Raw genomic sequence first — 26,102 nt, 5'->3', positions numbered from 1 at the left:
GCACGGCTATAAGGGGTATGGCATGCTTTACGAAATTTCTACGCTTTCCTGCCCGCTGCTCTCTATCGAGGAGGTCTCGCAGTGCTCGCGTCGCTGGGTCTCCGATGCGCAGGAAACCGCAACGGTGCTAGGCTCGTGGCGGACGGAAATCGGAACGCTCGGCCGGCTGATGATTCTACGGCGCTTCGAGACGGCCGATGCCCTCGCCGCAGAGCGTCGCCGCGCTCTTCTGAGCGCCAACCCGTTCCATGCCGGCGAGGTGCTGACTTCGCTTGGCATGGAGAGCTACGCCCCCTTCGCATTCTTGCCGCCCGTCCTGCCGCGCGCCTACGGCCCCGTTTATGAATTCCGTACCTACCACCTGATACCGGGGGGGCTGTCCCCAACCCTGTCTGGATGGGAAAAGGCGATTGAGCCGGCCAAAGCGTACACAGAGCATCTGGTGATCAATATGTACGCACTGGACGGACCGCCACGGATCACCCATATCTGGGGTTTCGCCTCCCTCGAGCAGCGCGCTGCGCTGCGCGCCAGTGCCTACGGGGCCGGCGTCTGGCCGCCGCAAGGCGGCCCGGAACATATCCTGGAAGCCACATCGACCATTGCGTTGCCGCAACCCTGGTCTCCGCTGCACTGACACGCGCGCGCGGGGCATGACGGCGCATCGTCCCCATGCTTCACCCTGCGGGGCGGAGCCCGAATCCGGGCCGCCCTGTGTCTCGACGCCGTCGCCACATTCCGCAAGCGCTGCGCATGCGGAGCCGTCGTGGCGGCTTCCGCCGCCTGCGTTTACGGCTGCGCTGAAACCACCAGAGCCGAGATGTCGAGGTATTTCACCCCTTTGACGCTGTCGGCCAGTTCTTTGGTGCGATTGATCGCGTCCTGGCTGTCCAGCCGCCCCGCCAGGGTCACGACGCCTGCGTGCGTCGTCACGCTGACAGTGAAGCCCTTGGTGATACTGTCGGCCAGAAGTTCCGATTTCACCTTGGAGGTGATCCAGCTGTCTGCCACCGTCATCCCGCTCTTGGCCACGGCCCTGTGCATCATGCCGTGAGGCAGGGAGACGGTGAGACTGTCGGTGACATGCCTGACTCCCTCGATGTTGCGCGCCGCGGCCATGGCCTGCGATTTGGCGTGTGCGGTGCGGACGCTCCCGCTGAGCTCGACCGTGCCATCGGTCGTGGTGATGTGGATGCGGGTGCTGCTGAGCCCTTTCATTCGCATCAGCCGGGTCTTGAGCTCGGTGGTGATGGTGGCGTCGCTGACTGCGCTGCTCATGCTGCTGCTCGTGGCTGCCGGTGCGGCGTCGGCGGCAAAAGCGCTGCCGAAACCGGCGCAGAGTCCGCCGATGATGAAGAGGGTTGGTATCGATTTCTTGCAGCTTGGGATCAAGGTCATGATGATTCTCCAGAAGAGGTCGTTATGCGGCTGGGAGCAGGCGTTGAATCTCGATTCGGCCTGACGCGGGGCAGAGCCGCCGGGCAGCGGTGAACGGCAAGAGGCGCACGGGGCTCGGTCGCGGCAGGGAGATGACGATTGACTGAGCGTAGCCGCGGCATGGCCCGGGGTCGGTGCGGTGACCGACATACCCAGGCCTGCGCCTAGGGCCGGCATGCAATGGCAGCCGCTTTTTCATCGGGATCGTCCGTCTGGAATACGCACCGGGTTTGCGACGATGCCTGTTTCGTTCCCCACGGAGCCTTGCCCGCGGCAGCGCCCGACCCGCGACGCCCCGGAGACGGCACGCCCACCGACGACCGTCGGTGGGCGTGCCAAGGTCAGTGCGCAGGCGAGGCGTCGTCCTGCTTATTTGGCAGAACCATCGCTGGCGAGCTTGGACTGCTTGTGCGCCGCTTCGCTGCTGTGCAGGGCATTCGCCGAATGGGACTTCGCGTCATCGTGCTTCTTGTTGTCATGGCTCTCGGCAGCCTTCAGGTGCAGATCCGCGCAGGCCTTATGGTCGTGAGCAGCCGTCTTATGCGCAACACTGGAGTTGGAATGATCAAGTGACATGGTATTTCCTTTATCGTGAGAGTAAGGGCATGCTGATGACCAGCATCCGGCCAGTATTTCCTCTCCATCCGGCCCCGTCTGTGCGCTATGAAACCTTGAAAAGGGGGAGGGCCACCCGGGCACTGGCGCAAGTGTGCGGCGCACTGCGGAAGCGTCGTCGGCGCGGGCGATGCAAATCGTTCATCCGAGCGTGTCCGAGGGTGTGGTGCCAGTCAGGCGGGATGGCCGATGGCGATCGAAGACCCCCGGTGGGGTCGTTTTTTGTGAAGAAACACCTAAACCGAGAAAGAGAACTTGGCCTGCCTGGGCAGTGGCGCGCAGCCCGGCGTGCGCTGGTGCCAGTGCGTGCGCCGGGAGGGGGCAGGGCGGCAGCGTTTGAGCGGGGTGCGGCAGCTTGCTTGCACTGTGCCCGCACGGTGTTTTCGGCGAGCAACAAAAAACCCGGCTCATGGCCGGGTTTCAGTATCGCTATCGTGGCATGCGGCCAGAAATGCACCGCCGCAAAATATTGTGTAACGGGTCGATTTCATTGGCGGAAGCTCAGGGATTCGAACCCTGGAAACCTTTCGGTTTGCCGGTTTTCAAGACCGGTGCAATCGACCACTCTGCCAAGCTTCCAATATCAACCTATCGCAAGTTGCGGGACCGCCGGGTTGGACCACTCGCCAAGCCTCCGCGATGCGATGCCGTGCGAAGCCGGACGCCGACCCCGCCTGCGCCGGCCTCGGACGTGGCGCAAGGTCGACAATATAACGGCTGGCGGCTGTTTTGGCTAGGGGGTCGTGGCGCTCATCGCCAGCATTTCTGCCGCGTGTTCGCGCGTCGTGGGCGTGATTTCGGCCCCGCCCAGCATGCGTGCGATCTCCTGCACCCGCTCTTCGGCGTTCAATGCACGAATGCGGCTGACCACATGCCCTTTTTCTTCGTGTTTGCTCACCAGCCAGTGCAGGACGCCGCAGGAGGCCACTTGCGGCAGGTGGGTCACGCACAGCACCTGATAGCGGCTGCCGAGCTGACGCAGCATCTGGCCGACGACTTCGGCCACGCGTCCGCCGATGCCGACGTCGACTTCGTCGAAGATCAGCGTCGGGACGCTGGCAACCTGGCTGATCACGACCTGCATCGCCAGGCTGATGCGCGACAGCTCGCCGCCCGAGGCGACTTTGGCCAAGGGCCGCAGGCTGGTGCCGGCGTTGGCGGCGACCAGGTATTCGACCGATTCCAGCCCGTGGGCCGATGCCTCGGCCAGGGGAGCGAGTTCGATGGCGAAGCTCGCCCCTTTCATCGCCAGGTGCTGCATCTCGGCGCTGATGCGTTTGGACAGTTCGCTGGCGGCCTGACGGCGCTTGCCGGACAGGGATTCCGCCAGGGCCCGGTAGCGGGCCTGGCTCGCCGTTTCGGCCCGCGTCAATGCGTCGATGTCGACCGCGGCTTCCAGCGTTGCCAGCTGCGCTTGCCAGTCGGCGAGCTTCTCCGGCAGGTCCTGCGGCTGGACACGGTATTTGCGCGCCACCGAGAGCAGCGTCTCGATGCGCCGCTCCATTTCCAGCAGCGGAGCGGTGTCTTCGTCGATGCCTCCTGCATAGTCGCGCAGGCCATGCACGACTTCGCGCAGCTCGGCCTCGACCGAGTCGAGCAGCGACAGGGTATCGGACAGGCGCGGGTCCAGGCTCGACAATTTGCTCAACCGGTTTTGCACCGTCGCCAGCTGCGACAGGCAGTTGCCTTCCATTTCCGATAGCGTGTCGACCGCCAGCTCGGCGCTCTGGACCAGCTCGGCGGCGTTGGCCAGCCGGGTGTAGGACTGGTTGAGGGTATTCCACTCGTCGGGCTGCACCGCGAGTTCGGTCAATTCGTTCACCTGCCAGGCGAGGCGCTCGCGCTCGACTTCGGATTCGCGCGACGATTTTTCGGCGTCTTCGCGCGCGTGGCGCGCGTGTTGCCAGCCGTGCCAGGCATCGAGCACATCGCGGGTCAGCGCGCTGGCGCCGGCATAGGCATCGAGCAGTCCGCGCTGGGTATCCGCGCGCATCAGCGACTGGTGCGCGTGCTGGCCGTGGATGTCGACCAGAAATTCGCCGAGCTGCCGCAGTTGTGCGAGCGTGGCGGCCTGACCGTTGACCAGACCCTTGGAGCGGCCGTTGCGATCGACGATGCGGCGCAACAGCAGTTCGTCGTCGTCGCCGGTCAACTCGTTGTCGGCCAGCCAGGCGGCGATTTCCGGACGGCCGGCACAGTCGAACTGGGCGGTGATTTCCGCGCGCTCGGCGCCTTCGCGCACCAGGGTGCCGTCTGCGCGGTCGCCGAGCAGCAGACCAAGCGCGTCCAGTATGATCGATTTGCCGGCGCCGGTTTCACCGGTGAGCACGGTAAAGCCATCGCTGAAGTCCAGCGTCAGCTGGTCGACAATGACGAAATCTCTGACGGAGAGCGAAAGCAGCATGTCGGTCGGATCCGGTGCACGGGGTTAGAGGAGGCGCTCGCCCCAGTGTAGTTTGTGGCGCAGCATTTCGTAATAGCTGTAGCCTTTGGGGTGCAGCAGGCGCAGGGGGTTGCGGTAGCGGCGGATGCGCACCCGGTCCATCTCCATCAGCGCGCAGTGCGTCTGGGCGTCGAAGTGCACGCGGGCATCGACGCCGCGCGTGAGCATGACCTCGACTTCGCACTCGTCGCTGACGGCGATCGGGCGGTTGCTCATGGACTGCGGACAGACCGGCACCAGGGTGATCGCGCGCAGGGTCGGCTGCAGGATGGGGCCGCCGGCCGACAGCGAGTAGGCGGTGGATCCGGTCGGCGTGGCCACGATCAGACCATCCGAGCGCTGGCTGTAGACGAACTCGTTGTCGATGAAGACTTCGAATTCGATCATCGAACCCGTGGCGCCGCGACTGAACACGACATCGTTGAAGGCGAGGGCGTTGACGACCTCGGCATCTTCGCGTTGCACCGAGGTCTGCAACAGGATGCGGTCTTCGGGTACATAGTCGCCGCGCAGGATGGCGTCGACCGATTCGAGCATCGAGTGCAGCGGGATGTCGGTCATGAAGCCGAGCCGCCCCTGATTGATACCGACCATGGGAACCCGATACGGCGCGAGCAGCCGCGCAACGGTCAGCATGGTGCCGTCGCCGCCCAGCACGATGACAAGGTCGGCGGTCTTGCCCAGGTCGACCCGGTCGATCAGCCTGTGCGGGCCGGCTTCGGCCGGGGTGGCGCTCTCGCCGTCTATCAGGACCGTGATGCCGGCCTGGCTCAGGTGGTCGGCCAACTGCCGCAGCGAAGCGACGATATTGGGTTTGCTGTGCCGGGCCACCAGGCCCACGTGAGTGAACAAGCTTTGCATGGCGCTATTCTAGCGTTTCGCCGCGTCGGCGTCTTCGCTGCGTTTCATCCCGGTCGCTTCCAGCGCACGCAAATAAAAACGGATCAGGTCGGCCAGCGAGGCGACGCCAAGCTTGTTGAACAGATTCGCGCGGTGGACTTCCACCGTGCGCGGCGACAGGTCGAGCGCGCGCGCGATTTCCTTGCTCGACATGCCGTCCGCGACACGCTCCAGAACTTCGCGTTCGCGGCCGCTGATGCGGGCAAGGCGGGCGCGGACTTCCTGCGTCTCGACTTCCTGCTTGTGCTGCTGGATGCTGATGCGTATCGCGCGGCGCAGGCTGTCGACCAAGCGCGCCTGGTCGACGGGCTTGGTGAGAAAATCGATGGCGCCGCCCTTGAAGGCGCGGCTGCATTGTTCGACATCGCCGTGTCCGGTGATGAAGACCAGCGGGATGGTGATCTTGCGTTCGCGCAGGGTTTCCTGCAGCGCGAGCCCCGTGATCTGCGGCATGCGGATATCGAGCACCACGCAGCCGATATCGCCTTCGTGGTATTGCTCGAGAAACGCGGCCGCACTGTCGTAACACAAGGGGCGCATGCCCTGGGCCGTGATCAGAAAGGCGAGCGAGTCGCGCACGGCGGGGTCGTCGTCGACGATGTAGACGGTGGGTGTCGTCGTAGTCATGCTCAAGCCCCTTGCCCCGATGATTGCCGAAAGTCATCCGCCGCATGCCGGCCTCGCGCACGGATACCGGGATATGGCGCTCCCGCTTCCGGCTTGTCAAGCGGTAGCGGACTCGGCCCGGTCATTGAAAGTTGCTGATCGACATGATGGCCGAGCCTGCATGCAGCACGGCGTCTTCTGCCGGGTTGAATTCGACTTCGCCGCCCGGGTGTTCCAGCGCGATGACCATCAGCGGGTTTCCCAGGTCGGCGACGTATTCGTTCAGCGTGCGTCCCTCCCAGGCTGCGGCGACGTGGTGCAATTCGGCACGAAAGGTATCCTGGTAGTGCGAGTGCAGATGTTCGAAGAAATTCAGCGTCTCCGGGCGTATGACATGGCCGGCGAGGCTCATTCCGCCCAGACGCGAGGGAACCACGACGCGGTCGGTGCCGACCGCCAGCAGTTTCTTGCGCGTACTCTCCGACTCCGCCTTGGAGATCGCCATGATTTTCGGGTTCAGGCTTTTGGCCGTTACGACGACGAAGGCGTTCTCCGCATCCGACGTCAGGCAGGTGATGATCGCACGCGCCCTTTCTACCCCCGCCGCCATCAGGTTTTCATCCGAGGTGGCATCGCCGTTGATGTAGGGCAGGTCGCTTTCGCCGAGGCGGGAGATACAGGAGGACTCGTCGCGCTCGATCACCACCAGCTGCTGCCCCGAGTGTTCCAGTTCGTGCAAGGCGTACAGCCCGGTCCGGCTAAGGCCGCACAGAACGATGTGGTTGGACATCCGTCCAATGATTTTTTCCATTTTCCGGCGTTTCATGTAGTTGGGAAGATCACCCTGAAACAGCAGCAGGGTCAGCGAGGACAGACCGTAACCGGCGCCGCCGGTGCCGAAGACGATCAGGACAATGGTGAAGGCGCGGCCGGCGGGCGAAAGCGGATGGGTTTCGCCGTAGCCTATGGTAGATAGCGTGATGATGGTCATGAAAAGGCTGTCGAACCACCCCCAGCCCTCTATCAGCATATAGCCGAGGGTACCGCTGATCACCAGGATCAGCAGGCCGCCGAGAAGCCAGAACAGCTTCCTGGAGAATGTTCGTTTGGTGTTCATGGTCTGATGCACAGGGCGGGTGACGCCAGCCCTGCCAGGGGTTGTTATGACGTGACTATACCTTAGGGTTTGAGTCTGCTCCCTTCCTGCAGCAAGAATTTTTTCAGTTTGGGTGCGATGACGGCCCGGCAATAGGGGGCGCTGCCATGATGTTCGAAGTAGCGATGGTGCTCGTCTTCCGCCGGGTAGAAAGTCGTGGCCGGCGATAGCTCGGTCACGATAGGGGCATTGAATACCTCCTTGGCATTCAGTTCGGCGATGAGCTCGCTGGCGCAGGCGTGCTGTTCATCGTCGATGTAGAAAATGGCCGAACGGTATTGGGTTCCGACATCATGTCCCTGCTGATTCAGTGTCGTCGGATCATGGATGGTAAAGAAAATGTCGAGCAGTTCGCGAAAGGGGATCGTGCGGGGGTCGAAACGCAGGCGCACGGTTTCGGCATGGCCGGTCGCCCCCGTGCAGACGCTGCCGTAATCGGGGTCGGGTCGCGTGCCGCCGGTATAACCGGATGTGACCTCTTCTACGCCGGCAACGCGGGTGAATATGGCCTCCAGGCACCAAAAGCAGCCCCCGGCAAGGTAGGCGGTTGCTAGTTCCATCGTGATCTCCGGTTAGAGGGCGCGCAAATGCGCAGTCTATCAGTATGCATCGGAACGCATGGCAGGTTCATCCGGCGAAAGTGCTAGCTCGGGTAGCGAATTCGCGACAGCTGCGCAACGCTCACCGCCGGACCCCCGATCTCATCGCGGCACATCCGGCGCGTGGCGCCAGTAGGTGTCGAACTGTGCCGCAGTGGGCGGGTCGAGAATCTGGCTGATGGCGCGTGCGATTTGAAAAGGCGGGGCCGATGTTTCCACCAGGGGATGAGGAGACAGTTCGCGCGATACCAGCGGCGCGGCGGCGTTGGCGCCGACGCGGACGACGAGTGCACGCTCGCCGTTCTTCAATTCAACGAAGCTGCCTGGCGGGTAGAGCCCCATGATCTTGATCAACTGCCCGGCCAGCACCCTGTCCACCGGTTCCTGCATCGAGGTATACATCAGGCCCAGCGCTTTGGGGGCCGGTAACCGGGGGCGGTAGACTCTTGGCATTAATTTTGCTGCCATGGTATCTATAATGTGTAGAAGATGAGCGACTGGGGGGATAGCGTCATCGCGCATGGCAAAAGGATAGCCGCGGCCGTCGCGCTGCTCATGGTGGAGCAGTATCCACTGGTGCCAGTGTTCGTCGCGCATGCCGGCCTCGCGCAGAATCGCCGATCCGGTCAACGGGTGTATCTGTAGCGTCTGCCGCTGCAGGGTGGAGAGCGGCCCATCCTGTAGTGCGAGTTCGTTATGCAGGTCGACGGCTCCGAGGTTCATCGTCAAGGCCGCTTCGACCAGTCGCAGCGAGGCGTCGTGATCGAGTTGTTGCGCGTCGCTCATCCGGACGGCCATGATCGCGCAGTGCAGGGCATGCCGTGCGGTATAGTCGCGATGCGGCACCAGCAGCGTGGCGGCAAGGTAGCCGTCGCTATTGCTGCGCACGCGTTCGCTCACGGCCTTGGCCATGTCTTCGATCATGGCGACGGCGTGGTCGAGTCTGAGAAAGTGGTGCAGGATAGAGTCGAGGTGCTCGACCAGGCGAGGCAGGTCCTGCAGGGGAGAGGACTGCGCCGCCGTCAGCGCGGCTGGCAACGGCGTTTGCGCGCCGCGCTGGAGCGCGTCGCGCAGGCTCTTGCTCAAGCGAAACTCGTTCTCACCGACCTGGCTGAGGCGGTGAGTGACAAAGAGTGAGGACGGCAAGGTAAGCGGCATATCGCCCCCGATCATTCATGTCTTTTTATCAGCATAGCAAGGACTTGTGTTTTTTTGCGCGCAGCAAGCCGCGGGCAAAACGTCTACAATGCCCGCTTTTGTCTCAAGGATAGGGGTTTGCGATGGATGTGGCCCTGGCGCCGATGGAGGGCTTGGTCGACGACATCATGCGCGATATTCTCACCCGCATCGGTGGTATCGATCTGTGCGTCACCGAATTTGTGCGGGTCACGCATACTCTGTTGCCCGAAAAGATGTTCCGCCGCCTCGCGCCCGAACTCGGGCAGGGCTCGCGCACCCGGGCCGGCACCTTGCTGTGGGTGCAGCTCCTTGGGGCCGACCCGGCCTGCCTGGCCGACAATGCCGCACGCGCGGCGTCGTTCGGTGCGGCGGGGCTGGACCTCAATTTCGGGTGTCCCGCACCGACCGTCAACCGCCATCGCGGCGGCGCCGTGTTGCTCGATGAGCCCGAGCTTTTGCATCGCATCGTCCGCTCGGTGCGCCGCGCTCTGTCATCCGATGTCCCGCTGAGCGCCAAGATGCGCCTCGGTCTGAACGACACGAGCCGGGCCCTGGAGTGCGCCGCCGCCATCGAGGCAGGCGGCGCGGCGAGCCTGGCGGTGCACGGGCGGACCAAAAGCGAAGGCTATCGCCCCCCCGCGCACTGGGACTGGATTGGTCGCGTGCGCGAGCATGTCTCGATTCCGGTGCTGGCCAATGGCGATGTGTGGACTCTGGAGGATTACCGCCGCATTCGCGCTGAAAGTGGCTGCGATTCGGTCATGATAGGGCGCGGTTTGATTTCCGCACCGGATCTGGCGCAGCGCATTGCCGCCTGGCGCTGCGGCCAGACAGTGGAGCCGATGTCATGGCAAGCGTTCTTGCCGTGGCTGAATGAATTTTTCGAGCAGTGCCGTCAACGCGGTGGCGATACGCCCTATGCCGCGGCGCGTCTCAAACAGTGGCTGGGTTTGCTCAAGCGACAGTATGGCGAAGCGGAGGTTCTGTTCGAACAGATCCGGCGCGAACGCGATGCGACTGCGATTGCCGCCATCCTGCTGCGCATGCAGGCATGCGCGGACCCGATCTGAACGTCTTTACTAAGTAATCTTACCCATACTCAAGGTTCTAATATCTGGATAGGATTATGTTGTGCCCGCCCGTGACGGGGCGGCATGTAGTGCAGGGGGGTCTGCTACTCCGTGCATTACACTTCCCCGATATTTTGTCAGCCCCTCCCTTAGTGGAGGGTTTTTTTTGCCTGCGTTGCACGGACGGGGACTCCGTATCGTGTCGCGCTTACTCTGCAGTATAGGCGCGAAACAGGGGGGCGCTGATCATTTTGCCCGCGGCATGACTCACCATCGGGTATGGGGATTTTTACATATGACCGTGCTTGCGAAGCGGATGCATGGGAACAAACCGATGCCTGTGCGGCTATGCCGGTATGGCATGGGCATGGTGTATGGCGATTTAAATACAACGTTGCATCTAGTGCCTCGTTCGTATTTTTCGAACGAATGTTGCGACGCGCTGTCAGCGCGCTCGGCGAAGCGGCTAAATTGCAGCTAAGCACAAGCCGACAACGGTTGTGCCTGACTTTTAACCCGCAATGGAGCATGCAGCTCGGTTCAATCCGCTGCACGGTGGTGATATGCCATCGGGTGCCTCGACACCCCGGCCCATTCGTTTTTCGCATGGGAAAATGACATGAAATTGAAGCTGAAAACGCTAACCGCCATGGTATTGCTGGTGTCGCCGCTACTTGCCGCGCCTGCTTTCGCCGCTACCCACCTTCAGACCATCACGTTCGACGATCTCACTTCGAATACGGACACGCCGATCGCGTCAGGTTACGCAGGTTTGAACTGGTCCAATTTCTACGCGCTCGATAGCCAGACCGCGGGCTACATTGGTACCGGCTATGACAGTGGCACCATGTCCGGCAACAACGTGGCCTATAACGGTTATGGGCTCCCCGCTTCGTTTTCGGCCATCACCGGGCAGCTGAATTTCTTCGGCGCCTATCTGACGTCAGCCTGGCTGGCAAACGATTCGGTCGAAGTGCTGGGACTGCGCGCCGGTAGCACCGTTTTTGATCAGACGGTGGCGATTACCCAGAAAGCAACCTTGTTCCAGTTCAATTTCGACGGTGTCGATACCGTGAAATTCGTGTCCTCGAATGGCAGTCAGATCGCCTTCGACAATGTCCAGGTTTCGCCGGTTCCGGAGCCCGAGACCTATGCCCTGGTCGGTCTCGGTCTGGTCGGTCTGCTGCTGCGTCGCCGTTCGCGCACTTTCTCGCTCGCGCGCAGCGTCTGAAATCTGGACTGCAGAGTTTCCTCTGTACCGATTTGGCCTCCCCTGCGTCTGCCGGGGAGGTTTTTTATTCGGTGCGCCCCGGACGGGGCGCGGGCCGGATCGGCAGGAGGCGCCCCGTGGGCTCAGACGAACTGGACCGGGACGAAGTAATTGCGGCCCGGGCGCGATACCAGGACTTTGGGCTGTCCCTCGTCGACAACGCGGAAGGCCCGCGGAAGACGGCGCCAGTCCATGAATTTCATCTTGATCGAGGTTTCGGTAGCGATGGCTTGCGTTTGCATGCTTTTCTCCTTGCTGACATGACCGTTTAGCGGTCTTACACCACCTGGTGTATGACCCGGGTGACAACGCCCCAGATGAACAGGCTGGCGTCTTCTGCAACCTCGATCGGGGCATAATCGGGGTTTTCCGGCATCAGACGCATTCCGGTCTTGCCCAGCTCGAGCCGTTTGACCGTAAGTTCGCCGTTGAGTACCGCGACCACGACCTTGCCGTGGCGCGGAGGCAGGGCGCGATCGACCAAGAGCAGATCGCCGTCGTTGATGGCGGCATCGCGCATCGAGTCGCCCTTGACCGTGACCATGAAAGTCTGTCCCGGGTGATGGACGAGAAACGTGTTCAAATCGATATCCGACTCGCGCAACTCGTCTGCCGGTACCGGGCTGCCCGCCGGCACGCGGCTGGCAAACACGGGGAGCGACAGTTCGCTGAGGACGTTGGCCAGGGTGCGGACATCAAGCGCATCGCCTGCACTCGTGTTACGCAGCGTGCGGTAATCGGCGAGCCAGCGCTCGAGCACCGGTTTCAACGGTTCGGGAACGCGCATCGCAACGGTTCTGTCGCCGCCGAAACTCGATTTCCTGCCGGCGCCTTCGCGGCGGCCACCTTGTGTCATCTTCCGTTTCCTCCGGACGGTTGCAAGCCCTTGCCTTCAGGGGGGGGCGCACCCCGCCGGGCAGAAGGCCGTAGACGTTGCTGCTATCGGGCAAGCTACTGATTCTGTAGCTTGTTTGATTGTGTACGAATTCATATGAAAAGGCAAGGCCGAAAATAATCGTCCGATTCATGATCCAGATCGACCCGGCCTGGCGGCGGCGATGTTGACTCTGGCGGCTGTGGCTGTAAAATTCATTAACGACACGTACAGCGCAGCGGGAGGTTCTCCCGGCGCAACTCAAAGGCTTCTCCATGGCAGGCACCCCGCCCCTTCTCATATGTGCACAATGTTGCTCCACCGATATCGAGGGGCCGGAGCTTCCCGAGGATACGGATGTATTGTGCTGCAGGCAGTGTGGCTATCGGGTGACTTACGGCGTGATGCGCGAGCAGGTACGCATGGCGCTGGAAGATGCGCTGCGCCAGATTCACGAACAAGTTGCCGGCAAGGTGCCGCGGCTGTTCCGCTGACGCGCGTGCCGCGGCGCCTGCGGCGGGCGCCCGGCGATTATTCCGGTTTGTCTTCCCCTGCGTAAAAGCATTTGGCGCATACGGCGCGGTAGCGCGCGTCGTCGCCTATCTCCACTTGTGGTCCGTCCTTCAAGCGTTCTCCCCGGCCATCGACCCTGAGGTGCATGGTCGCCTTGCGTCCGCAGACGCAGATCGTCTTTATTTCTTCGATATCTTCGGCCAGTGACAGCAGCCAGGCGGCTCCGGGAAACGGCTCCCCCAGAAAATCCGATCGCAATCCGAAGCAGATGACAGGAATGTGGCGCAGGTGCACGAGGCGGTGCAATTGCCGTACCTGCGCCGGGGTGAGGAACTGGGCTTCGTCTATCAGTATGCAGTCAATGTTTTCGAACTGTTGTGCATAAAAGTCGAGTGTGTCGTCGAATGTTTGCGCCTCGCGCCGAATGTTCAGACGCGAGGTGATCATGCCGACACCGTAACGGTCGTCGATTCGTGCGGTATAGAGCAGGACGCGTTTGTTCAGCGTTTCGTAGTTGTTCGCGATTTGCAGCAGTTGCGTGCTTTTGCCGCTGTTCATTGCGGCATATCGATAGAAGAGCTTGGCCATGGCGGTCTCTGATGTTGGGAGAGAAGCTGCCCGGCATGGTAGCAAATGCAGTGCCTTGTACAAAGCCCCACTTGAATAACCTATATGATTTCTCTAGATATTATAAATATTGTCTTGTTTCTTAATTGCACTCGTTACCTCTGTTCCGTCTGCCGTGTGCAGCATGGGAGTGCGATCGATGCGGCCAATCCTGACTCGGGTCTGTACTCCTTGGACCTTTGTCTATAGGTGGGGAAAGCATGATCCGTCTGAAGATCGAAGAAGTCCTGATCATAGAAGACAGTGCGGCCCAGGCCGCCCTGGCTGCCGATCTGTGCCGGGCGCTGGGGGTTAAGCGCGTCCGTTTCGCTCGCAATGGGCAGGACGGGCTCGAGCAGCTGTGCCAGTCGCTGCCCGATTTGATTCTGCTCGACCTGGAAATGCCGGTGATGGATGGGGTGCAGGTCTTGCAGGAGATGGCGAACGATACCCTGCACGTGCCGCTGGTCCTGGTCTCGGGCAAGGATAGCCAGTTGATCGCCTCGGTCGAAATGCTGGGCCGGGAATTGGGGCTGCCGCTCTTGGGCGGTTTGCAAAAGCCGATCATCGCCAGTGCCTTGCTCGATCTTCTGCTGCGGGTGTGGACCCCGGTCGATGTTTCTTTTCCGCCGCCGTGCGAGAGCGATGCGGTCCGGCGCGCGCTGGATCTGGGGCAGATCCGCCCTTATTTCCAGCCCAAGGTGGATTTGCTTACCGGCGTGCCGACCGGAGCGGAAGTGCTTGCACGCTGGGAAGACCCGCAGTCGGGGCTGATTGTGCCCTCCCGCTTCGTGCCCGTGATCGAGGCTCATGGCTGGGCGACCGAACTGACCCTGAGCATGCTCGACCAGTGTCTGGCTGTGTGGCCCCGCTGGATGGCAGATGGCATGATGCTCCCGCTGTCTATCAATATGTCGGCGAGTTCGCTGCTGGGCGCCAAATTGGCGACCGAGATCGAACGCCGGCTGCGGGATGCCGGCGTGCCGCCGCGACTGGTGATATTCGAACTGACGGAAACGGCCCTGGTCGAGCATCTGGCCGATGCCATCGGTATTGCGGCGCGCCTGCGCCTCGCCGGTTGCGGCTTGTCCATCGATGACTTTGGCACCGGGTTTGCGACCATGCAGCAACTGACCCGCTTTCCGTTCACCGAGTTGAAAATCGATCGCTCGCTGGTGACGGAGGTGCATCGCCGGCCGCATATCGAGCAGATTTTGCATTGCATCGTCGAAATGGCCGGGAGACTGAACTTGCAGACCGTCGCGGAAGGCGTGGAGACGGACGAAGAGCGGACGTGTCTGCTGCGTAATGGTTGCACTCAGGCTCAGGGCTTTCTTTTTGCGCGTCCGATGACGGCGGAGGCATTCGTGTCGTGGATGTCGGCGCGGCGTCCGGCGCCGACCGCCCGGACGGCACCTCGTCCGGCGGCGCCAGCGGCTGACGACCTTGCGCAGGTCGCCGTGCCGCACGAGGTCGTTCCAGGCCGCACCGTCGTGGATGACAAGCGGCGCGCGGGGCTCTAGAATCGGTCGGCATTGATGAAAGGGTTCTGGATTATGCCGTCTTTTGATATCGTTTCCGAGGTCAACAAGGTCGAAGTACGCAATGCCGTTGATCAGGCCAACAAGGAAGTGTCCACCCGCTACGATTTCAAGGGTAGCGATGCGCGCATCGAAGTGAACGAGAAGGTGATGACCCTGTTCGCCGATGCCGAATTTCAGCTCGAACAAGTGCGGGACATCGTCCTGGGCAAGCTGGCAAAGCGCGGCATCGATGTACGCTGCCTGGAGAACGGCAAGATCGAAAAGGTCAGCGGCAACAAGATCAAGCAGGCGGTGACCGTGCGCGAAGGGATTGAAACCGAGCTGTCCAAGAAAATCGTGCGTCTGATCAAGGACTCCAAGCTCAAGCTGCAGGCCAGCATCCAGGGCGAGGCGGTGCGCGTCAACGGCGCCAAGCGCGATGTGCTGCAGGAGTGTATTGCGCTGATGCGCAAGGAAATCACCGATTTTCCGCTGCAGTTCAATAATTTCCGCGACTAGCGACCGGTGGCGGCCCGGATCCGTTCGGCGGTCCGGGTGATCAGCCAGTGCGCGAGGCTGATCTTCGACGGCAGGGGAGGCAGGGCATCGATGTCGAACCAGCGCGCGTCTTCGATCTCTTCTTCCTGCGCCACCACCTCGCCGCCGGCATAGTCGGCGGTAAAGGCCAGCATCAGCGAGTGCGGGAACGGCCATTGCTGCGACCCGGCGTAGCGCAGTGACTCGATGTGGACGCCGACTTCTTCGTGCGCTTCGCGGTGCACGCATTGCTCCAGTGTTTCCCCCGCCTCCACGAAGCCCGCCAGCGCGCTGTACACCCCTTCGGCAAAATGCGGCCCGCGCGCGAGCAGAAGCTCGCGTCCGCGTACGATAAGGACCATCATTGCCGGCGAGACCTTGGGGTAGTAAAGGGTATCGCAATGCGGGCAGCGCTTTCCCATGTCGTGGCCATTGTCGAGCAGGGGCGCGGCGCAGGCGCCGCAGAAGCGGTGCTGGCGGTCGAAAAGGGTCAGCAGGCGGGCGCGGCTCAATGCCTGCTGCATGGGGAAATCGTGCAGCAGCAAGGCTTCGCGCAGGCCAAGCCAGTGCGCATCGGCGGGGGGCGCCCCGACGATCTCGCCACTGAAGCAGGCATGCTCGCCCGCCATGCCGATGAAACGGGTGGCGGTCAGCGCCAGTGCGTCGCGCTGCGTCGGCAGCGTGCCTGCGCGCAGCAGAACCTTGTCGCCATTCCAGATGAGCCAGATGACGGGGGCGCCGGCGACCGGAGTGGGGGTGATGATGAAACTCATCCGCTTGTTCCATAGGTAGGTGTTTGTGTCGATTCTAACAGTCTGCTGCGGCGAGAAGAATGTCGCGTTCATGACGACGGCCCCGTGCGGGGGCGGCGATGTCATGCGCGCCGGCAAGGCGGCCGGCGCGGATCGAGGGCGAAGGGGGCAAAATGGCGGTTGTGGCGATGGGGTGGCTGTATGTGGTGTTGATGCTGTCCGCAGCGCAGGATTCGGTTGCCGCCGGCGTGCTGGTGGCGCTGGCGCTGGGTGTGGCGCCAATGGTACTTGTGGCGGCTTTGCGCCGTCGTCGGCGCGGGTCGGGGAGGGCGCGCACTTGAAGCGGGGCGGGTTTCAGTGCTAGAATCCCGCGTCTTTCTGATTTTGACTGAGAGAAATTACGCACATCCGTGCTAAAGGGTGCCCGCCGTTGGTCCGGTGGGTTGTCTGCACGGATGGAGGCCTAACCCTTTAAGGAGTTTTTCATGAGCACTTCCGTAACCATGCGTCAAATGCTGGAAGCCGGCGTCCACTTCGGTCACCAGACCCGTTTCTGGAACCCGAAGATGGCACAGTACATCTTTGGCAGCCGCAACAAGATTCACATCATCAACCTGGAAAAGACCCTGCCGCTGTTCGTGGAGGCCCAGGAGTATGTGCGTCGTCTCGCCGCCAACAAAGGTAGCGTGCTGTTTGTCGGTACCAAGCGCCAGGCGCGTGAGATTGTCCGCGAAGAAGCGATTCGCGCGGGCATGCCCTTCGTCGACCACCGTTGGCTCGGTGGCATGCTGACCAACTACAAGACCGTCAAGCAATCGATCAAGCGTCTTGAAGAAAAGCGTGCCATTCTGGATAACGCTGGCGAAACGGGTTACAACAAGAAAGAACTGCTCGAGCTCGAACGCGAAGTGAGCAAGCTGGAACGCTCGCTGGGCGGTATCAAGGATATGAAGGGCCTGCCGGACGCGATCTTCGTTATCGATACCGGCTACCAAAAGGGCACCATCGTCGAAGCCAAGAAACTGGGTATCCCGGTCATCGGCATCGTTGATACCAACAACTCGCCGGACAGCATCGAGTACGTGGTCCCGGGTAACGACGACTCCAGCCGTGCCATCCGCCTGTACGCTCGCGGCATCGCTGATGCCGTGCTCGAAGGCCGTGCACAGTCGATCCAGGAAATCGTTGCCGCTGCTGAAACGGCAGCGGAATAAACGGATTGCGGGAAAGGGGCGCAAGCCCCTTTTTTTGAATCCAGTCCAATGCCCACGGATATATTCAAGGAGTTTTTAGCATGGCGGAAATCACCGCAAAGATGGTAGCAGACCTGCGCGCCGCGACGGGTCTGGGCATGATGGAATGCAAAAAAGCACTGGTCGAAGCCGAGGGTGACTCGGCCCGTGCCGAAGAAATCCTGCGTATCAAGTCCGGCGCCAAGGCGTCGAAGCTGGCGGGTCGCACCGCTGCTGAAGGCGTGATCGCCACCTTTACCGCCGACGGCGTGGGCGCGATGGTCGAAGTCAACTGCGAAACCGACTTCGTGGCCAAGGACGAAACGTTCCTCGCCTTTGCCAAGGCTGCTGCCGAAGCGGTTGCCAAATCCAATCCGGCCGATGTGGAAGCGCTGTCCGCAGTCGCCACGGCTTCGGGTTCGACTGTCGAAGAAGTGCGCAAGGCCGCCATCGCCAAGCTCGGCGAAAACATGTCGGTTCGCCGCTTCGTCCGTATCGACACCGATGGCAAGATCGCCACGTATCTGCATGGCAGCAAGATCGGCGTCATCGTCGACTTCAAGGCCGCCGATGAGCAGCTGGGTCGCGACATCGCCATGCATGTCGCCGCGTCCAAGCCGATCTGTGTCTCCAAGGACGAGGTTCCGGCTGCGGTTCTGGAAACCGAACGCCATATCTACACCGAGCAGGCCGCACAAAGCGGCAAGCCGGCCGATATCGTCGCCAAGATGGTCGAAGGCCGCGTCGCCAAGTACCTGGCGGAAGTGACCCTGCTGGGTCAGCCTTTCGTCAAGAACCCGGACGTGACCGTCGAGAAGCTGCTGAAAGAAAAATCGGCAACGGTCAAGGCGTTCACCATGTTCGTGGTGGGCGAAGGGATCGAAAAGAAGGTTGTCGATTTCGCTGCTGAAGTCGCCGCCGCCGCCAAGATCTGAGCCCGGCTCCGATCTGGCAAGAAAGACGGCACCCTGCCTGCAGGGTGCCGTTTTGCAAATTGAATGAGCGTTTCCACTCGAGGTTACTATGAGCCAAGCCCCCGCCTATAAACGCATTCTCCTCAAGCTGTCCGGTGAAGCCCTGATGGGCGACGACAGCTACGGCATCAATCGTGCCACCATCGAGCAGATCGTCGCTCAAATCAAGGAAGTGGCCGATCTCGGTGTGCAGATCGCGGTCGTGATCGGTGGCGGGAACATCTTTCGCGGCGTGGCGCCGGCAGCGGCGGGCATGGATCGTGCCACCGCCGATTATATGGGCATGATGGCGACGGTGATGAATGCGCTGGCCTTGAAGGACGCGATGACGCATGCCGGGATGGTCGCCCGCGTGCAGTCTGCGCTGATCATGCAGCAGATCGCGGAGCCGTATGTGCGCGGCAAGGCGATGCAGTACCTGGAGGAGGGCAAGATCGTGATTTTCGGTGCAGGCACCGGCAATCCCTTCTTCACGACCGATACGGCGGCCTCCTTGCGTGGCATGGAGATGAATGTCGACATCATGCTCAAGGCGACCAAGGTCGATGGCGTGTACACCGACGATCCCAAGAAGAATCCGGACGCCGTCCGCTACCAGACCCTGACCTTCGACGAAGCCATCGGTCGCAATCTCAAAGTGATGGATGCGACGGCTTTCGCCTTGTGCCGCGATCAGAAGCTCAACATCAAGGTATTCAGCATTTTCAAGCCTGGTGCCCTCAGGCGCGTCGTGCTTGGCGAAGATGAAGGCACACTGGTACACTGCTGAGTCTTATTCAGAATAACGAAACGGCGGAAACGGCAACGGCCGCTTTCCGCCTTGTTTTTCCCTGTTTCAAATGGAGCAAACATGGTCAACGACGTCAAGAAAACGGCCGAGCAGAAGATGCAGAAATCCCTGGACGCCTTTAAAAACGACCTGAACAAGGTCCGTACCGGGCGTGCGCATACCGGGATTCTTGATCATGTCACGGTCGATTACTATGGCAACGACACCCCCGTCAACCAGGTCGCCAACGTGACCCTGATCGACGCGCGTACCATTGGCGTTCAGCCGTGGGAAAAGAACATGGCCGGCAAGATCGAAAAGGCGATCCGCGATTCCGATCTCGGCCTGAATCCGGCTTCGATGGGCGATATCATTCGCGTTCCGATGCCGATGCTGACCGAGGAGCGCCGTCGCGATCTGGTCAAGCTGGTTCGCGGCGAGGCAGAGGATGCACGCGTCGCCGTGCGCAATATCCGCCGTGACGCCAACAACGATTTCAAGAATCTGCTGAAAGACAAAGCGATCACCGAGGACGAAGAACACCGCGGTCAGGACGAAATCCAGAAGTTGACCGACAAGTTCGTGGCCGAGGTCGATCGCGCGCTGGCAGTCAAAGAAACCGAGCTGCTGGCGGTATAAGGGGATTTTCTTGTTTGGTAGCACGACTGTAGCCGTACCCGAAGTGCGCGCCGTGCCGCGGCACGTTGCCATCATCATGGATGGCAACGGCCGTTGGGCCAAGCGCCGCCTGCTGCCCCGCGTGGCGGGGCACAAGCGCGGGCTCGATGCCGTTCGGGATGTGGTCTCCGCCTGCCACCGGCTCGGGATCGAATACCTGACCCTGTTCGCGTTTTCCACCGAGAACTGGCGCCGTCCGCCGGATGAAGTCAGTTTTCTGATGGAGTTGTTTTTGCGCGCGCTGGGAAGCGAGGTGGACAGGCTGAACGGCAATAATATCCGCCTGCACATCATCGGCAGCAAGGCTCGGCTGTCTCCGGCACTGGCCGAGCGCATCTCTGCCGCCGAGGAGCTGACGAGCGGGAACGACGGGCTGACCTTGACCATAGCCGCCGATTACGGCGGGCGCTGGGATATGCTCAATGCCGTGAACGAGCTGATCGCCGAGGGTGCAACCCATATCGACGAAGAATCCCTGTCGCAGCGGCTGTCCATGGCGTATGCCCCTGAGCCCGATCTTTTCATTCGCACCGGAGGCGAGCAGCGCATCAGCAACTTCCTGCTGTGGCAGCTGGCGTACTCCGAATTGTATTTTACCGACCTGCTGTGGCCGGATTTCGATGCCCGTGCTCTGGAACAGGCCGTCGATTCCTACCGTTGCCGCGAGCGCCGCTTTGGCCGAACCAGCGAACAGCTGCCCGCTTCCTTGCGCAGGGAATGACCGTATGTTGAAGACGCGCATTCTGACCGCGCTGGTGTTGTTGCCCTTGATGCTGTCGGCATTGTTCTTGTTTTCCGGCCCTGCCTGGGCCGCCTTTTCGTGGCTGATCGTGGCGCTGGCGATGTGGGAGTATTCCCGCATGACCGGGGCCTCGTCCGTATCCAGGCGGCTCTATCTGCTGGCGGGGACGGGGTTGGCTGCGTTATGGTGGCATCAGGGTTGGTTTGCCCCGCCGTGGGTGCATGGTGTCGGGCTGGCGTTCTGGCTGCTGATCGCCCCCTTGTGGCTGGCGCGGCGCTGGACGCTGCGCGATGGCTGGGGTGCCCGTGCCCTCGGCTGGGTCATGCTGTTTCCGGCCTGGTTTGCGCTGCTGGAATGGCGTGGTGCGGGCGGCGAGGCGCATGGCTCGCGCTTGCTGGCCGTCATGGGGCTGGTATGGGTGGCCGACGTCGCCGCCTATTTCTCCGGCAAGGCTTTCGGTCGGCGCAAGCTTGCCCCGGCGATCAGCCCCGGCAAGAGCTGGGAGGGCGTCGCCGGTGCGGTCGTCGCGGTTGCGGTCTATGCCGTTCTTGTTTCCCGCCTCGGCTGGCTCGATCTGGATTTGCCGTGGTGGTGGCTGCTGTTGCTGGCCTTGCCTCTGACCGCGGTCAGTATCGTAGGGGATCTGCTGGAGTCCTGGTTCAAGCGAAGTGCCGGGATCAAGGATAGTAGCGGCCTGCTGCCCGGACACGGCGGCGTCTACGACCGTATCGATAGTTTGATTGCCGTTCTGGCCGTGAGCAATGCCTTGCGCGTCCTGGGCGGACTGTAGGCACACCATGAATCCTCAGGGTATTGCTGTACTGGGGGCCACCGGCAGCATCGGCACGAATACGCTCGATGTCGTGGCCCGTCACCCAGACCGTTATCATGTCGTCGCGCTCAGCGCGCATCGGCAGCTCGATCGCCTGTTCGACCTGTGCCTGCGTTTCGCCCCGCGCTATGCGGTGGTGGCCGCAGGGGCCGACGAGGCCGCTCTGCAGCGTCGCCTGCGTGCGGCGGGCGTGCCGACCGAGGTCATGTCCGGCCCGGCGGCGCTCGATTTCATTGCGACGCTGGACAGTGTCGACATGGTGATGGCGGCCATCGTCGGTGCCGCGGGGCTGACTTCCGCTCTGGCTGCTGCCCGGGCGGGCAAGAAAGTATTGCTGGCCAACAAGGAATCGCTGGTCATGGCCGGCCGGCTGTTCATGCAGGCGGTTGCGGCCGGAGGGGCGACGCTGCTGCCGGTCGATAGCGAGCACAATGCGATCTTCCAGTCGCTGCCGGCCGGCTACGCGGGCGATCTGGACGCCGCTGGCGTCAGTCACCTGATTCTGACGGCATCCGGCGGCCCTTTCCGCCAGCTTGCCGCATCGCGGCTGGCCGATGTGACTCCCGACGATGCCTGCCGCCACCCGAACTGGAGCATGGGGCGCAAGATCTCGGTCGATTCGGCGTCGCTGATGAATAAAGGGCTCGAAGTGATCGAGGCGCACTGGTTGTTCAATGCCCCGGCCTCGCGCATCCAGGTGGTGGTGCACCCTCAGAGCGTGATTCATTCCATGGTGCAGTACCGCGACGGATCGGTGATTGCCCAGCTCGGCAACCCGGACATGCGTACGCCGATCGCCTGCTGCCTGGCCTGGCCCGAACGTGTCGCCTCCGGGGTTGCGCCGCTCGATTTTCGCACCCTCGGCGATTTGAGCTTCGAAGCGCCGGATCTCGACCGCTTCCCCTGTCTGGGCTTGGCGTTTTCCGCACTGGAAGCCGGCGGCGATGCGCCGGCCGTTCTCAATGCGGCGAATGAAGTCGCGGTGGCGGCCTTTCTCGATGGCCGTATCCGCTTTACCGATATCTACCGTCTGGTCAGCGATGCGCTGGCCGGGATGGACCTGGCGGCGAGCGATTCGCTCGACGACTTGTTGCTCAAGGATGCCGCAACCCGGGCCTGGCTCGGAGCGCGGCTGTCATGATCACATTGCTTGCCTTCCTGCTGGCGCTCGGCGTACTGGTGTCTTTTCATGAATTCGGGCACTTCATTGTCGCGCGGATGTGCAAGGTCAAGGTGCTGCGTTTCTCCATCGGCTTCGGCCGTCCGTTGCTGCGCTGGCAACCGGGCGAAACCGAATGGGTGCTGTGCCCGATTCCCCTCGGTGGGTATGTGCGCATGCTCGATGAGCGCGAGGGCGCGGTGGCCAGTAGCGAGCGGCACCGCAGTTTCAATGCGCAGCCGGTCCTCAAGCGCATGGCTATCGTCGCTGCGGGCCCCGTTGCCAATCTTTTGCTGGCGGCCGTGCTGTACTGGATCCTGATCGGGCAGGGGGTGTCGCTGCTGCGGCCCTGGGTCGGTACCGTCGTGCCGCACACCGTGGCCGCCGAGGCCGGCTTTCTGCCGGGCGATCGCTTGACTGCGCTTGGTCGCCGTCCGGTGGCGAGCTGGCGCGATGTGCAGCGCGTGCTGCTGGAAGAGGTTACCGTGCCGGGTGCGCCCGCGCTCGAAGCCGAGGTGACGACGGCCGCTGGCGCACATGTCGTGCGCAGGCTCGATCTGCCGCGCTTCGGAGCCCGTTTCGCCCGCGAGTTTGCTCGAGGCGACGTCGGTCTGCTGCCTGCGCGATTTCAGCCGGTGCTTGGCGAGCTGACTGTCGACGGCGCCGCGGCTCGCGCCGGATTGAAGGTCGGCGACCGTTTGCAGTCCATCGACGGCGTTGTCATGAACGATTGGCTGTCCTGGGTCGATACGATACGCAACAGCCCGGGCAAGTCCTTGCAGATCGGCGTGCTGCGGAATGGAAAAGCCCTGTCCGTCGCTGTGCGTCCGGATTCGGACCCGGGCGAAGACGGCCTCTTTGTCGGCCGCATCGGTGCGGCGCCCGCCTTTGATACGGCCTGGTACGACGCCTTGCGTTTTACCGTGCATTATTCGCTGCTGCAGGCGGGGGTCGAAGCGGTCGGAAAGACGCTGGACACCGCCTGGATGAGCGTGAGATTCATCGGAAGGATGGCCGTCGGCCAGGCTTCGATGGATAATTTGTCCGGGCCGCTGACCATTGCCAGCGTAGCCGGGCAGAGCGCGCGAGAAGGGCTTGCCGCCTATCTCGATTTCATGGCGCTGATCAGTATCAGCATCGGCGTTCTCAACTTGCTGCCGATTCCCGTTCTGGATGGCGGTCACTTAATGTATTATACGGCGGAGCTGATCAAGGGGAGACCGTTGAGCGAGCGCGCTCAACAGATTGGTCAAAGAATCGGCTTCGCGCTTTTGGCAACGCTAATGGCTTTTGCACTGCTAAACGACATCAGCCGCCTTTGGGGGGGTTAAAAAAGAACCTATGAAATTGAAACTTGTTGCGGCGGCCGTTCTGGGTCTGGCTGCGTCAGGCCTTGCCTGGGCCTCCAGTCCTTTCGTCATCAAGGATATTCGCGTAGAGGGCTTGCAACGTACCGAACCGGGTACGGTTTTCAGTTATCTGCCCATCAAGGTCGGTGATACGTTTACCGATGCCAAAGCGAGTGAGGCCATTAAATCACTCTACGCTACTGGGTTTTTTAATGATGTCCGTATTGAGTCCAGCGCCGATGTCGTCATCGTCGCCGTGGCCGAGCGTCCCGTCATTGCCCAGCTTGAAATCAAGGGTTCCAAGGAGTTCGAAGCCGATCAGCTCAAGAAGGCGCTGAAGGAGAACGGCCTGGCCGAATCCCGCATCTTCGATCAGGGGCTGATGGACGGTGCGGTGCAGGAGCTCAAGCGCCAGTACTACAGTCGGGGCAAGTACTCGGTCGAAATCACTCCGCATGTGACGCGCCTGGAGCGCAACCGCATTGCGGTGACGATAGACATCAACGAAGGCGTGACGGCCAAGATTCACGAAATCCGTATCCTGGGCGCCACCTCGTTCAAGGAAGCCGATCTGCTCGAGCTGTTCGCGTTGAATACCGGCGATTGGTGGTCGTGGGTCAGCAAGAGCGACCAGTACTCCAAGCAGAAGCTGACCGGCGACCTGGAAAAGCTGCGTGCCTTCTACCAGAACCAGGGCTACCTCGAATTCAATATCGATTCCAGTCAGGTGACGATCAGCCCCGACAAGGAGGCGGTCTATCTGACGGTCAACGTCAACGAAGGCAAGAAATTCACCATTGGCGAGATGCATTTCGCCGGCGATCTCAAGTTGCCGGAAGAACAGTTGCGCAAGCTGCTGCAGGTCAAGCCGGGCGAAGTGTTCGACCGCGAGAAGGTGAATGGGTCCGTTACCGCCATCAATGACCGCCTGGGGCAGGATGGCTACGCTTTCGCCAATGTGAACGTGGTTCCGGATATCGATCGCAGCAAGAACATCGCCAGTCTGACTTTTTATGTCGATCCGGGTCGCAAGACCTATGTGCGCCAGGTGACGATCACCGGTAACAACAAGACGCGCGACGAAGTGATTCGTCGCGAAATGCGTCAGCTCGAGGGCGCCTATTACAATTCGGCCAATGTCAAGCGCAGCAAGGAGCGCGTCGATCTGCTGTCGTTCTTCGAAACGACGACGGTCGAGACGCCGGCGGTGCCGGATGCTCCCGATCAGGTGGACGTCAATGTCAACGTCAAGGAACGCTCCACCGGCAGCGTGACCGCCGGTATCGGCTACGGTCAGGGCGAGGGCATTCTGCTGTCGGCCGGGATCTCGCAGAGCAACCTCTTCGGTTCGGGCAAGGCGGCGGCCTTGAATATCGGTACCAGCACGACGACCAAGACCGCCAAGCTGACCTTCACCGATCCGTACTACACGGTCGACGGTTCCAGCCTCGGCTACAGCATCTATCGCACCAGTTACGATCCGTCGAGCACCAGCACCTCGTCGTACAAGACCACGAGCATCGGCACCTCGATGACTCTGGGCGTGCCGGTGACCGAGCATGACCGCGTCAGCTATACCCTCGGCATAGACCAGACGCGCATCGGCTTGCTGAGCGACAGCCCGCAGCGCTATATCGATTTCGTCGACCGTTACGGTCAGACCAACGTCACCGTGACGTCGTCCGTAGGCTGGAGTCGCGATACGCGCGACAATTCGCTGTGGCCGACCCGGGGCTATCTCATGGGCGTCAACGGCGACCTGGCCTTGCCCGGCGGCGATATCCAGTTCTATCGCATGTCGCACAATGAGTCGTGGTTCTTCCCGCTGTCCAAGACCTACACCCTGATGCTGAGCGGCGAAGCCGGCTATATCGCCGGCTATGGCAAGACCAAGGATGTTCCGTTCTATCAGAACTTCTTCGTCGGCGGCATCGGTTCGGTGCGCGGCTTCGAAAGCAGCAGCCTGGGGCCGAAAGACAGCAATAACGACTCTCTGGGTGGGACGCGCAAGCTGACCGCCACCGCCGAGCTGCTGTTCCCGTTCCCGGGGATGCGCGACAGCCAGTCGGTGCGCCTGAGCCTGTTCGCCGATGCCGGTACGGCCTGGGACCCGACGGTTTCCGGCAGTACCGCCAGTTCCGAATATCGCTATTCGGCAGGGGTTGCGTTGACCTGGCTGTCCCCGATGGGACCGATGAAGTTCAGTATGGCCATGCCGATGCATACCAAGGAAACCGACAAGCTGCAACGGTTCCAGTTTCAGTTGGGGACGGTGTTCTAACATACG

28 protein-coding genes and 1 tRNA gene are annotated in these 26,102 nt (G+C 61.8%); 16 read left to right on the top strand and 13 right to left on the bottom strand.

Annotation, left to right across the window (positions count from 1 at the left end):
* Nucleotides 1–22 precede the first annotated feature (22 nt).
* Nucleotides 23–637 carry an NIPSNAP family protein gene (locus G520_RS0103655; protein WP_028534469.1) on the top strand — a complete coding sequence of 205 codons (615 nt, stop codon included), beginning with the start codon at nucleotides 23–25 and terminating at the stop codon, nucleotides 635–637.
* Between the two features lie 152 nt (nucleotides 638–789).
* On the opposite strand, the gene G520_RS24270 is transcribed toward G520_RS0103655, so the two are convergent.
* The 9 genes from G520_RS24270 to G520_RS21400 all read right to left on the bottom strand — a co-directional run bounded on the left by G520_RS24270 (nucleotide 790) and on the right by G520_RS21400 (nucleotide 8,929).
* Nucleotides 790–1,398 (bottom strand): BON domain-containing protein, encoded by a 609-nt coding sequence (locus G520_RS24270; RefSeq protein WP_169449813.1) that lies wholly within the window; start codon nucleotides 1,396–1,398, stop codon nucleotides 790–792.
* A 408-nt stretch (nucleotides 1,399–1,806) separates the two neighbouring features.
* Nucleotides 1,807–2,013 carry a hypothetical protein gene (locus G520_RS0103640; RefSeq protein ID WP_028534467.1) on the bottom strand — a complete coding sequence of 69 codons (207 nt, stop codon included), beginning with the start codon at nucleotides 2,011–2,013 and terminating at the stop codon, nucleotides 1,807–1,809.
* A gap of 530 nt (nucleotides 2,014–2,543) precedes the next feature.
* Nucleotides 2,544–2,631: transfer RNA gene (locus tag G520_RS0103635), tRNA-Ser, on the bottom strand.
* 154 nt (nucleotides 2,632–2,785) lie between these two features.
* A complete protein-coding gene (gene recN, locus G520_RS0103630; RefSeq protein ID WP_028534466.1) occupies nucleotides 2,786–4,456 on the bottom strand; it encodes a DNA repair protein RecN in 1,671 nt (556 codons plus the stop codon).
* Nucleotides 4,457–4,480: 24 nt separating this feature from the next.
* Complete coding sequence (locus G520_RS0103625) at nucleotides 4,481–5,356, bottom strand: NAD kinase (protein WP_028534465.1); 876 nt, start codon at nucleotides 5,354–5,356, stop codon at nucleotides 4,481–4,483.
* 9 nt (nucleotides 5,357–5,365) lie between these two features.
* On the bottom strand, nucleotides 5,366–6,022 hold the full coding sequence (locus tag G520_RS0103620; RefSeq protein WP_028534464.1) for a response regulator transcription factor: 657 nt from the start codon (nucleotides 6,020–6,022) through the stop codon (nucleotides 5,366–5,368).
* Between the two features lie 121 nt (nucleotides 6,023–6,143).
* Nucleotides 6,144–7,118, bottom strand: coding sequence for a potassium channel family protein (locus tag G520_RS0103615; protein WP_036665171.1), 975 nt, complete (start codon nucleotides 7,116–7,118; stop codon nucleotides 6,144–6,146).
* 62 nt (nucleotides 7,119–7,180) lie between these two features.
* A complete protein-coding gene (gene msrA / locus G520_RS0103610) occupies nucleotides 7,181–7,717 on the bottom strand; it encodes a peptide-methionine (S)-S-oxide reductase MsrA (RefSeq protein ID WP_028534462.1) in 537 nt (178 codons plus the stop codon).
* Between the two features lie 141 nt (nucleotides 7,718–7,858).
* A complete protein-coding gene (locus tag G520_RS21400; RefSeq protein WP_084637447.1) occupies nucleotides 7,859–8,929 on the bottom strand; it encodes an HD-GYP domain-containing protein in 1,071 nt (356 codons plus the stop codon).
* A gap of 107 nt (nucleotides 8,930–9,036) precedes the next feature.
* On the opposite strand from G520_RS21400, the gene G520_RS0103600 reads away from it, so the two are divergent.
* Complete coding sequence (locus tag G520_RS0103600; protein ID WP_028534461.1) at nucleotides 9,037–10,005, top strand: tRNA dihydrouridine synthase; 969 nt, start codon at nucleotides 9,037–9,039, stop codon at nucleotides 10,003–10,005.
* A gap of 619 nt (nucleotides 10,006–10,624) precedes the next feature.
* Nucleotides 10,625–11,236: a PEP-CTERM sorting domain-containing protein gene (locus G520_RS21395; RefSeq protein ID WP_051228956.1), complete on the top strand. Its 612-nt coding sequence runs from the start codon at nucleotides 10,625–10,627 to the stop codon at nucleotides 11,234–11,236.
* Nucleotides 11,237–11,358: 122 nt separating this feature from the next.
* Here the strand turns inward: G520_RS21395 and G520_RS25190 are convergent, their stop codons facing one another.
* The gene (locus G520_RS25190; protein ID WP_169449812.1) at nucleotides 11,359–11,517 is read right to left on the bottom strand and encodes a hypothetical protein; all 159 of its coding nucleotides are present in this window, start codon (nucleotides 11,515–11,517) and stop codon (nucleotides 11,359–11,361) included.
* A gap of 35 nt (nucleotides 11,518–11,552) precedes the next feature.
* Nucleotides 11,553–12,131, bottom strand: a complete 579-nt coding sequence (locus G520_RS0103585) for a LexA family protein (protein ID WP_028534460.1) — start codon at nucleotides 12,129–12,131, stop codon at nucleotides 11,553–11,555.
* Between the two features lie 293 nt (nucleotides 12,132–12,424).
* Between G520_RS0103585 and G520_RS24780 the strand changes: the two genes are divergently transcribed.
* A complete protein-coding gene (locus G520_RS24780; RefSeq protein ID WP_156876858.1) occupies nucleotides 12,425–12,643 on the top strand; it encodes a hypothetical protein in 219 nt (72 codons plus the stop codon).
* Between the two features lie 37 nt (nucleotides 12,644–12,680).
* Here G520_RS24780 and G520_RS0103575 read toward each other — a convergent pair whose 3' ends face one another.
* Entirely contained in the window at nucleotides 12,681–13,250 is a 570-nt protein-coding gene (locus G520_RS0103575; RefSeq protein WP_028534459.1) for a thymidine kinase, read from the bottom strand.
* Between the two features lie 239 nt (nucleotides 13,251–13,489).
* On the opposite strand from G520_RS0103575, the gene G520_RS21390 reads away from it, so the two are divergent.
* Both G520_RS21390 and G520_RS0103565 read left to right on the top strand, forming a co-directional pair.
* Nucleotides 13,490–14,791, top strand: a complete 1,302-nt coding sequence (locus G520_RS21390; RefSeq protein ID WP_246542661.1) for an EAL domain-containing response regulator — start codon at nucleotides 13,490–13,492, stop codon at nucleotides 14,789–14,791.
* Between the two features lie 33 nt (nucleotides 14,792–14,824).
* Nucleotides 14,825–15,310: a YajQ family cyclic di-GMP-binding protein gene (locus tag G520_RS0103565; protein WP_028534458.1), complete on the top strand. Its 486-nt coding sequence runs from the start codon at nucleotides 14,825–14,827 to the stop codon at nucleotides 15,308–15,310.
* Here G520_RS0103565 and nudC read toward each other — a convergent pair.
* Nucleotides 15,307–16,101, bottom strand: coding sequence for an NAD(+) diphosphatase (gene nudC / locus G520_RS0103560; protein WP_028534457.1), 795 nt, complete (start codon nucleotides 16,099–16,101; stop codon nucleotides 15,307–15,309). The two genes, G520_RS0103565 and nudC, sit on opposite strands and share 4 nt — an antisense overlap.
* A 152-nt stretch (nucleotides 16,102–16,253) precedes the next feature.
* Between nudC and G520_RS25185 the strand changes: the two genes are divergently transcribed.
* From G520_RS25185 to bamA, 10 genes are all read left to right on the top strand, one after another.
* A complete protein-coding gene (locus G520_RS25185) occupies nucleotides 16,254–16,421 on the top strand; it encodes a hypothetical protein (RefSeq protein ID WP_169449811.1) in 168 nt (55 codons plus the stop codon).
* Nucleotides 16,422–16,565: 144 nt separating this feature from the next.
* Nucleotides 16,566–17,294, top strand: a complete 729-nt coding sequence (gene rpsB / locus G520_RS0103550; protein ID WP_028534456.1) for a 30S ribosomal protein S2 — start codon at nucleotides 16,566–16,568, stop codon at nucleotides 17,292–17,294.
* Nucleotides 17,295–17,374: 80 nt separating this feature from the next.
* The gene (gene tsf / locus G520_RS0103545; protein ID WP_028534455.1) at nucleotides 17,375–18,247 is read left to right on the top strand and encodes a translation elongation factor Ts; all 873 of its coding nucleotides are present in this window, start codon (nucleotides 17,375–17,377) and stop codon (nucleotides 18,245–18,247) included.
* An 88-nt stretch (nucleotides 18,248–18,335) separates the two neighbouring features.
* Nucleotides 18,336–19,055: a UMP kinase gene (pyrH, locus tag G520_RS0103540; protein WP_028534454.1), complete on the top strand. Its 720-nt coding sequence runs from the start codon at nucleotides 18,336–18,338 to the stop codon at nucleotides 19,053–19,055.
* Between the two features lie 81 nt (nucleotides 19,056–19,136).
* Complete coding sequence (frr, locus tag G520_RS0103535) at nucleotides 19,137–19,694, top strand: ribosome recycling factor (protein WP_028534453.1); 558 nt, start codon at nucleotides 19,137–19,139, stop codon at nucleotides 19,692–19,694.
* 76 nt (nucleotides 19,695–19,770) lie between these two features.
* On the top strand, nucleotides 19,771–20,454 hold the full coding sequence (gene uppS / locus G520_RS0103530; protein WP_246542786.1) for a polyprenyl diphosphate synthase: 684 nt from the start codon (nucleotides 19,771–19,773) through the stop codon (nucleotides 20,452–20,454).
* A gap of 4 nt (nucleotides 20,455–20,458) precedes the next feature.
* On the top strand, nucleotides 20,459–21,265 hold the full coding sequence (locus G520_RS0103525; RefSeq protein ID WP_028534451.1) for a phosphatidate cytidylyltransferase: 807 nt from the start codon (nucleotides 20,459–20,461) through the stop codon (nucleotides 21,263–21,265).
* Between the two features lie 7 nt (nucleotides 21,266–21,272).
* A complete protein-coding gene (gene ispC, locus G520_RS0103520; protein ID WP_028534450.1) occupies nucleotides 21,273–22,448 on the top strand; it encodes a 1-deoxy-D-xylulose-5-phosphate reductoisomerase in 1,176 nt (391 codons plus the stop codon).
* Nucleotides 22,445–23,797: an RIP metalloprotease RseP gene (rseP, locus tag G520_RS0103515; protein ID WP_028534449.1), complete on the top strand. Its 1,353-nt coding sequence runs from the start codon at nucleotides 22,445–22,447 to the stop codon at nucleotides 23,795–23,797. Before ispC ends, rseP begins: the two co-directional genes overlap by 4 nt.
* A 10-nt stretch (nucleotides 23,798–23,807) precedes the next feature.
* Nucleotides 23,808–26,096, top strand: coding sequence for an outer membrane protein assembly factor BamA (bamA, locus tag G520_RS0103510; RefSeq protein WP_028534448.1), 2,289 nt, complete (start codon nucleotides 23,808–23,810; stop codon nucleotides 26,094–26,096).
* Nucleotides 26,097–26,102: the final 6 nt, after the last annotated feature.

The sequence above is a fragment of the Paludibacterium yongneupense DSM 18731 genome (assembly GCF_000422925.1).
Taxonomy (GTDB): Bacteria; Pseudomonadota; Gammaproteobacteria; order Burkholderiales; family Chromobacteriaceae; genus Paludibacterium; species Paludibacterium yongneupense.
This window is presented reverse-complemented; position numbering and strand designations above follow the sequence as displayed.

What these genes read in the sequence shown, in the direction of transcription:
- msrA (WP_028534462.1), bottom strand. Translation starts at nt 7,717, where the DNA reads ATGGAACTAGCAACCGCCTACCTTGCCGGGGGCTGCTTTTGGTGCCTG.
- frr (WP_028534453.1), top strand. Translation starts at nt 19,137, where the DNA reads ATGGTCAACGACGTCAAGAAAACGGCCGAGCAGAAGATGCAGAAATCC.
- G520_RS0103615 (WP_036665171.1), bottom strand. Translation starts at nt 7,118, where the DNA reads ATGAACACCAAACGAACATTCTCCAGGAAGCTGTTCTGGCTTCTCGGC.
- G520_RS25185 (WP_169449811.1), top strand. Translation starts at nt 16,254, where the DNA reads ATGGCGGTTGTGGCGATGGGGTGGCTGTATGTGGTGTTGATGCTGTCC.
- rpsB (WP_028534456.1), top strand. Translation starts at nt 16,566, where the DNA reads ATGAGCACTTCCGTAACCATGCGTCAAATGCTGGAAGCCGGCGTCCAC.
- pyrH (WP_028534454.1), top strand. Translation starts at nt 18,336, where the DNA reads ATGAGCCAAGCCCCCGCCTATAAACGCATTCTCCTCAAGCTGTCCGGT.
- G520_RS0103620 (WP_028534464.1), bottom strand. Translation starts at nt 6,022, where the DNA reads ATGACTACGACGACACCCACCGTCTACATCGTCGACGACGACCCCGCC.
- rseP (WP_028534449.1), top strand. Translation starts at nt 22,445, where the DNA reads ATGATCACATTGCTTGCCTTCCTGCTGGCGCTCGGCGTACTGGTGTCT.
- G520_RS0103585 (WP_028534460.1), bottom strand. Translation starts at nt 12,131, where the DNA reads ATGACACAAGGTGGCCGCCGCGAAGGCGCCGGCAGGAAATCGAGTTTC.
- G520_RS25190 (WP_169449812.1), bottom strand. Translation starts at nt 11,517, where the DNA reads ATGCAAACGCAAGCCATCGCTACCGAAACCTCGATCAAGATGAAATTC.
- G520_RS21400 (WP_084637447.1), bottom strand. Translation starts at nt 8,929, where the DNA reads ATGATCGGGGGCGATATGCCGCTTACCTTGCCGTCCTCACTCTTTGTC.
- ispC (WP_028534450.1), top strand. Translation starts at nt 21,273, where the DNA reads ATGAATCCTCAGGGTATTGCTGTACTGGGGGCCACCGGCAGCATCGGC.
- G520_RS24780 (WP_156876858.1), top strand. Translation starts at nt 12,425, where the DNA reads ATGGCAGGCACCCCGCCCCTTCTCATATGTGCACAATGTTGCTCCACC.
- G520_RS21395 (WP_051228956.1), top strand. Translation starts at nt 10,625, where the DNA reads ATGAAATTGAAGCTGAAAACGCTAACCGCCATGGTATTGCTGGTGTCG.
- recN (WP_028534466.1), bottom strand. Translation starts at nt 4,456, where the DNA reads ATGCTGCTTTCGCTCTCCGTCAGAGATTTCGTCATTGTCGACCAGCTG.
- tsf (WP_028534455.1), top strand. Translation starts at nt 17,375, where the DNA reads ATGGCGGAAATCACCGCAAAGATGGTAGCAGACCTGCGCGCCGCGACG.
- G520_RS0103625 (WP_028534465.1), bottom strand. Translation starts at nt 5,356, where the DNA reads ATGCAAAGCTTGTTCACTCACGTGGGCCTGGTGGCCCGGCACAGCAAA.
- nudC (WP_028534457.1), bottom strand. Translation starts at nt 16,101, where the DNA reads ATGAGTTTCATCATCACCCCCACTCCGGTCGCCGGCGCCCCCGTCATC.
- G520_RS0103525 (WP_028534451.1), top strand. Translation starts at nt 20,459, where the DNA reads ATGTTGAAGACGCGCATTCTGACCGCGCTGGTGTTGTTGCCCTTGATG.
- G520_RS0103640 (WP_028534467.1), bottom strand. Translation starts at nt 2,013, where the DNA reads ATGTCACTTGATCATTCCAACTCCAGTGTTGCGCATAAGACGGCTGCT.
- G520_RS21390 (WP_246542661.1), top strand. Translation starts at nt 13,490, where the DNA reads ATGATCCGTCTGAAGATCGAAGAAGTCCTGATCATAGAAGACAGTGCG.
- G520_RS0103565 (WP_028534458.1), top strand. Translation starts at nt 14,825, where the DNA reads ATGCCGTCTTTTGATATCGTTTCCGAGGTCAACAAGGTCGAAGTACGC.
- uppS (WP_246542786.1), top strand. Translation starts at nt 19,771, where the DNA reads ATGGATGGCAACGGCCGTTGGGCCAAGCGCCGCCTGCTGCCCCGCGTG.
- G520_RS0103655 (WP_028534469.1), top strand. Translation starts at nt 23, where the DNA reads ATGCTTTACGAAATTTCTACGCTTTCCTGCCCGCTGCTCTCTATCGAG.
- G520_RS0103575 (WP_028534459.1), bottom strand. Translation starts at nt 13,250, where the DNA reads ATGGCCAAGCTCTTCTATCGATATGCCGCAATGAACAGCGGCAAAAGC.
- G520_RS24270 (WP_169449813.1), bottom strand. Translation starts at nt 1,398, where the DNA reads ATGACCTTGATCCCAAGCTGCAAGAAATCGATACCAACCCTCTTCATC.
- G520_RS0103600 (WP_028534461.1), top strand. Translation starts at nt 9,037, where the DNA reads ATGGATGTGGCCCTGGCGCCGATGGAGGGCTTGGTCGACGACATCATG.
- bamA (WP_028534448.1), top strand. Translation starts at nt 23,808, where the DNA reads ATGAAATTGAAACTTGTTGCGGCGGCCGTTCTGGGTCTGGCTGCGTCA.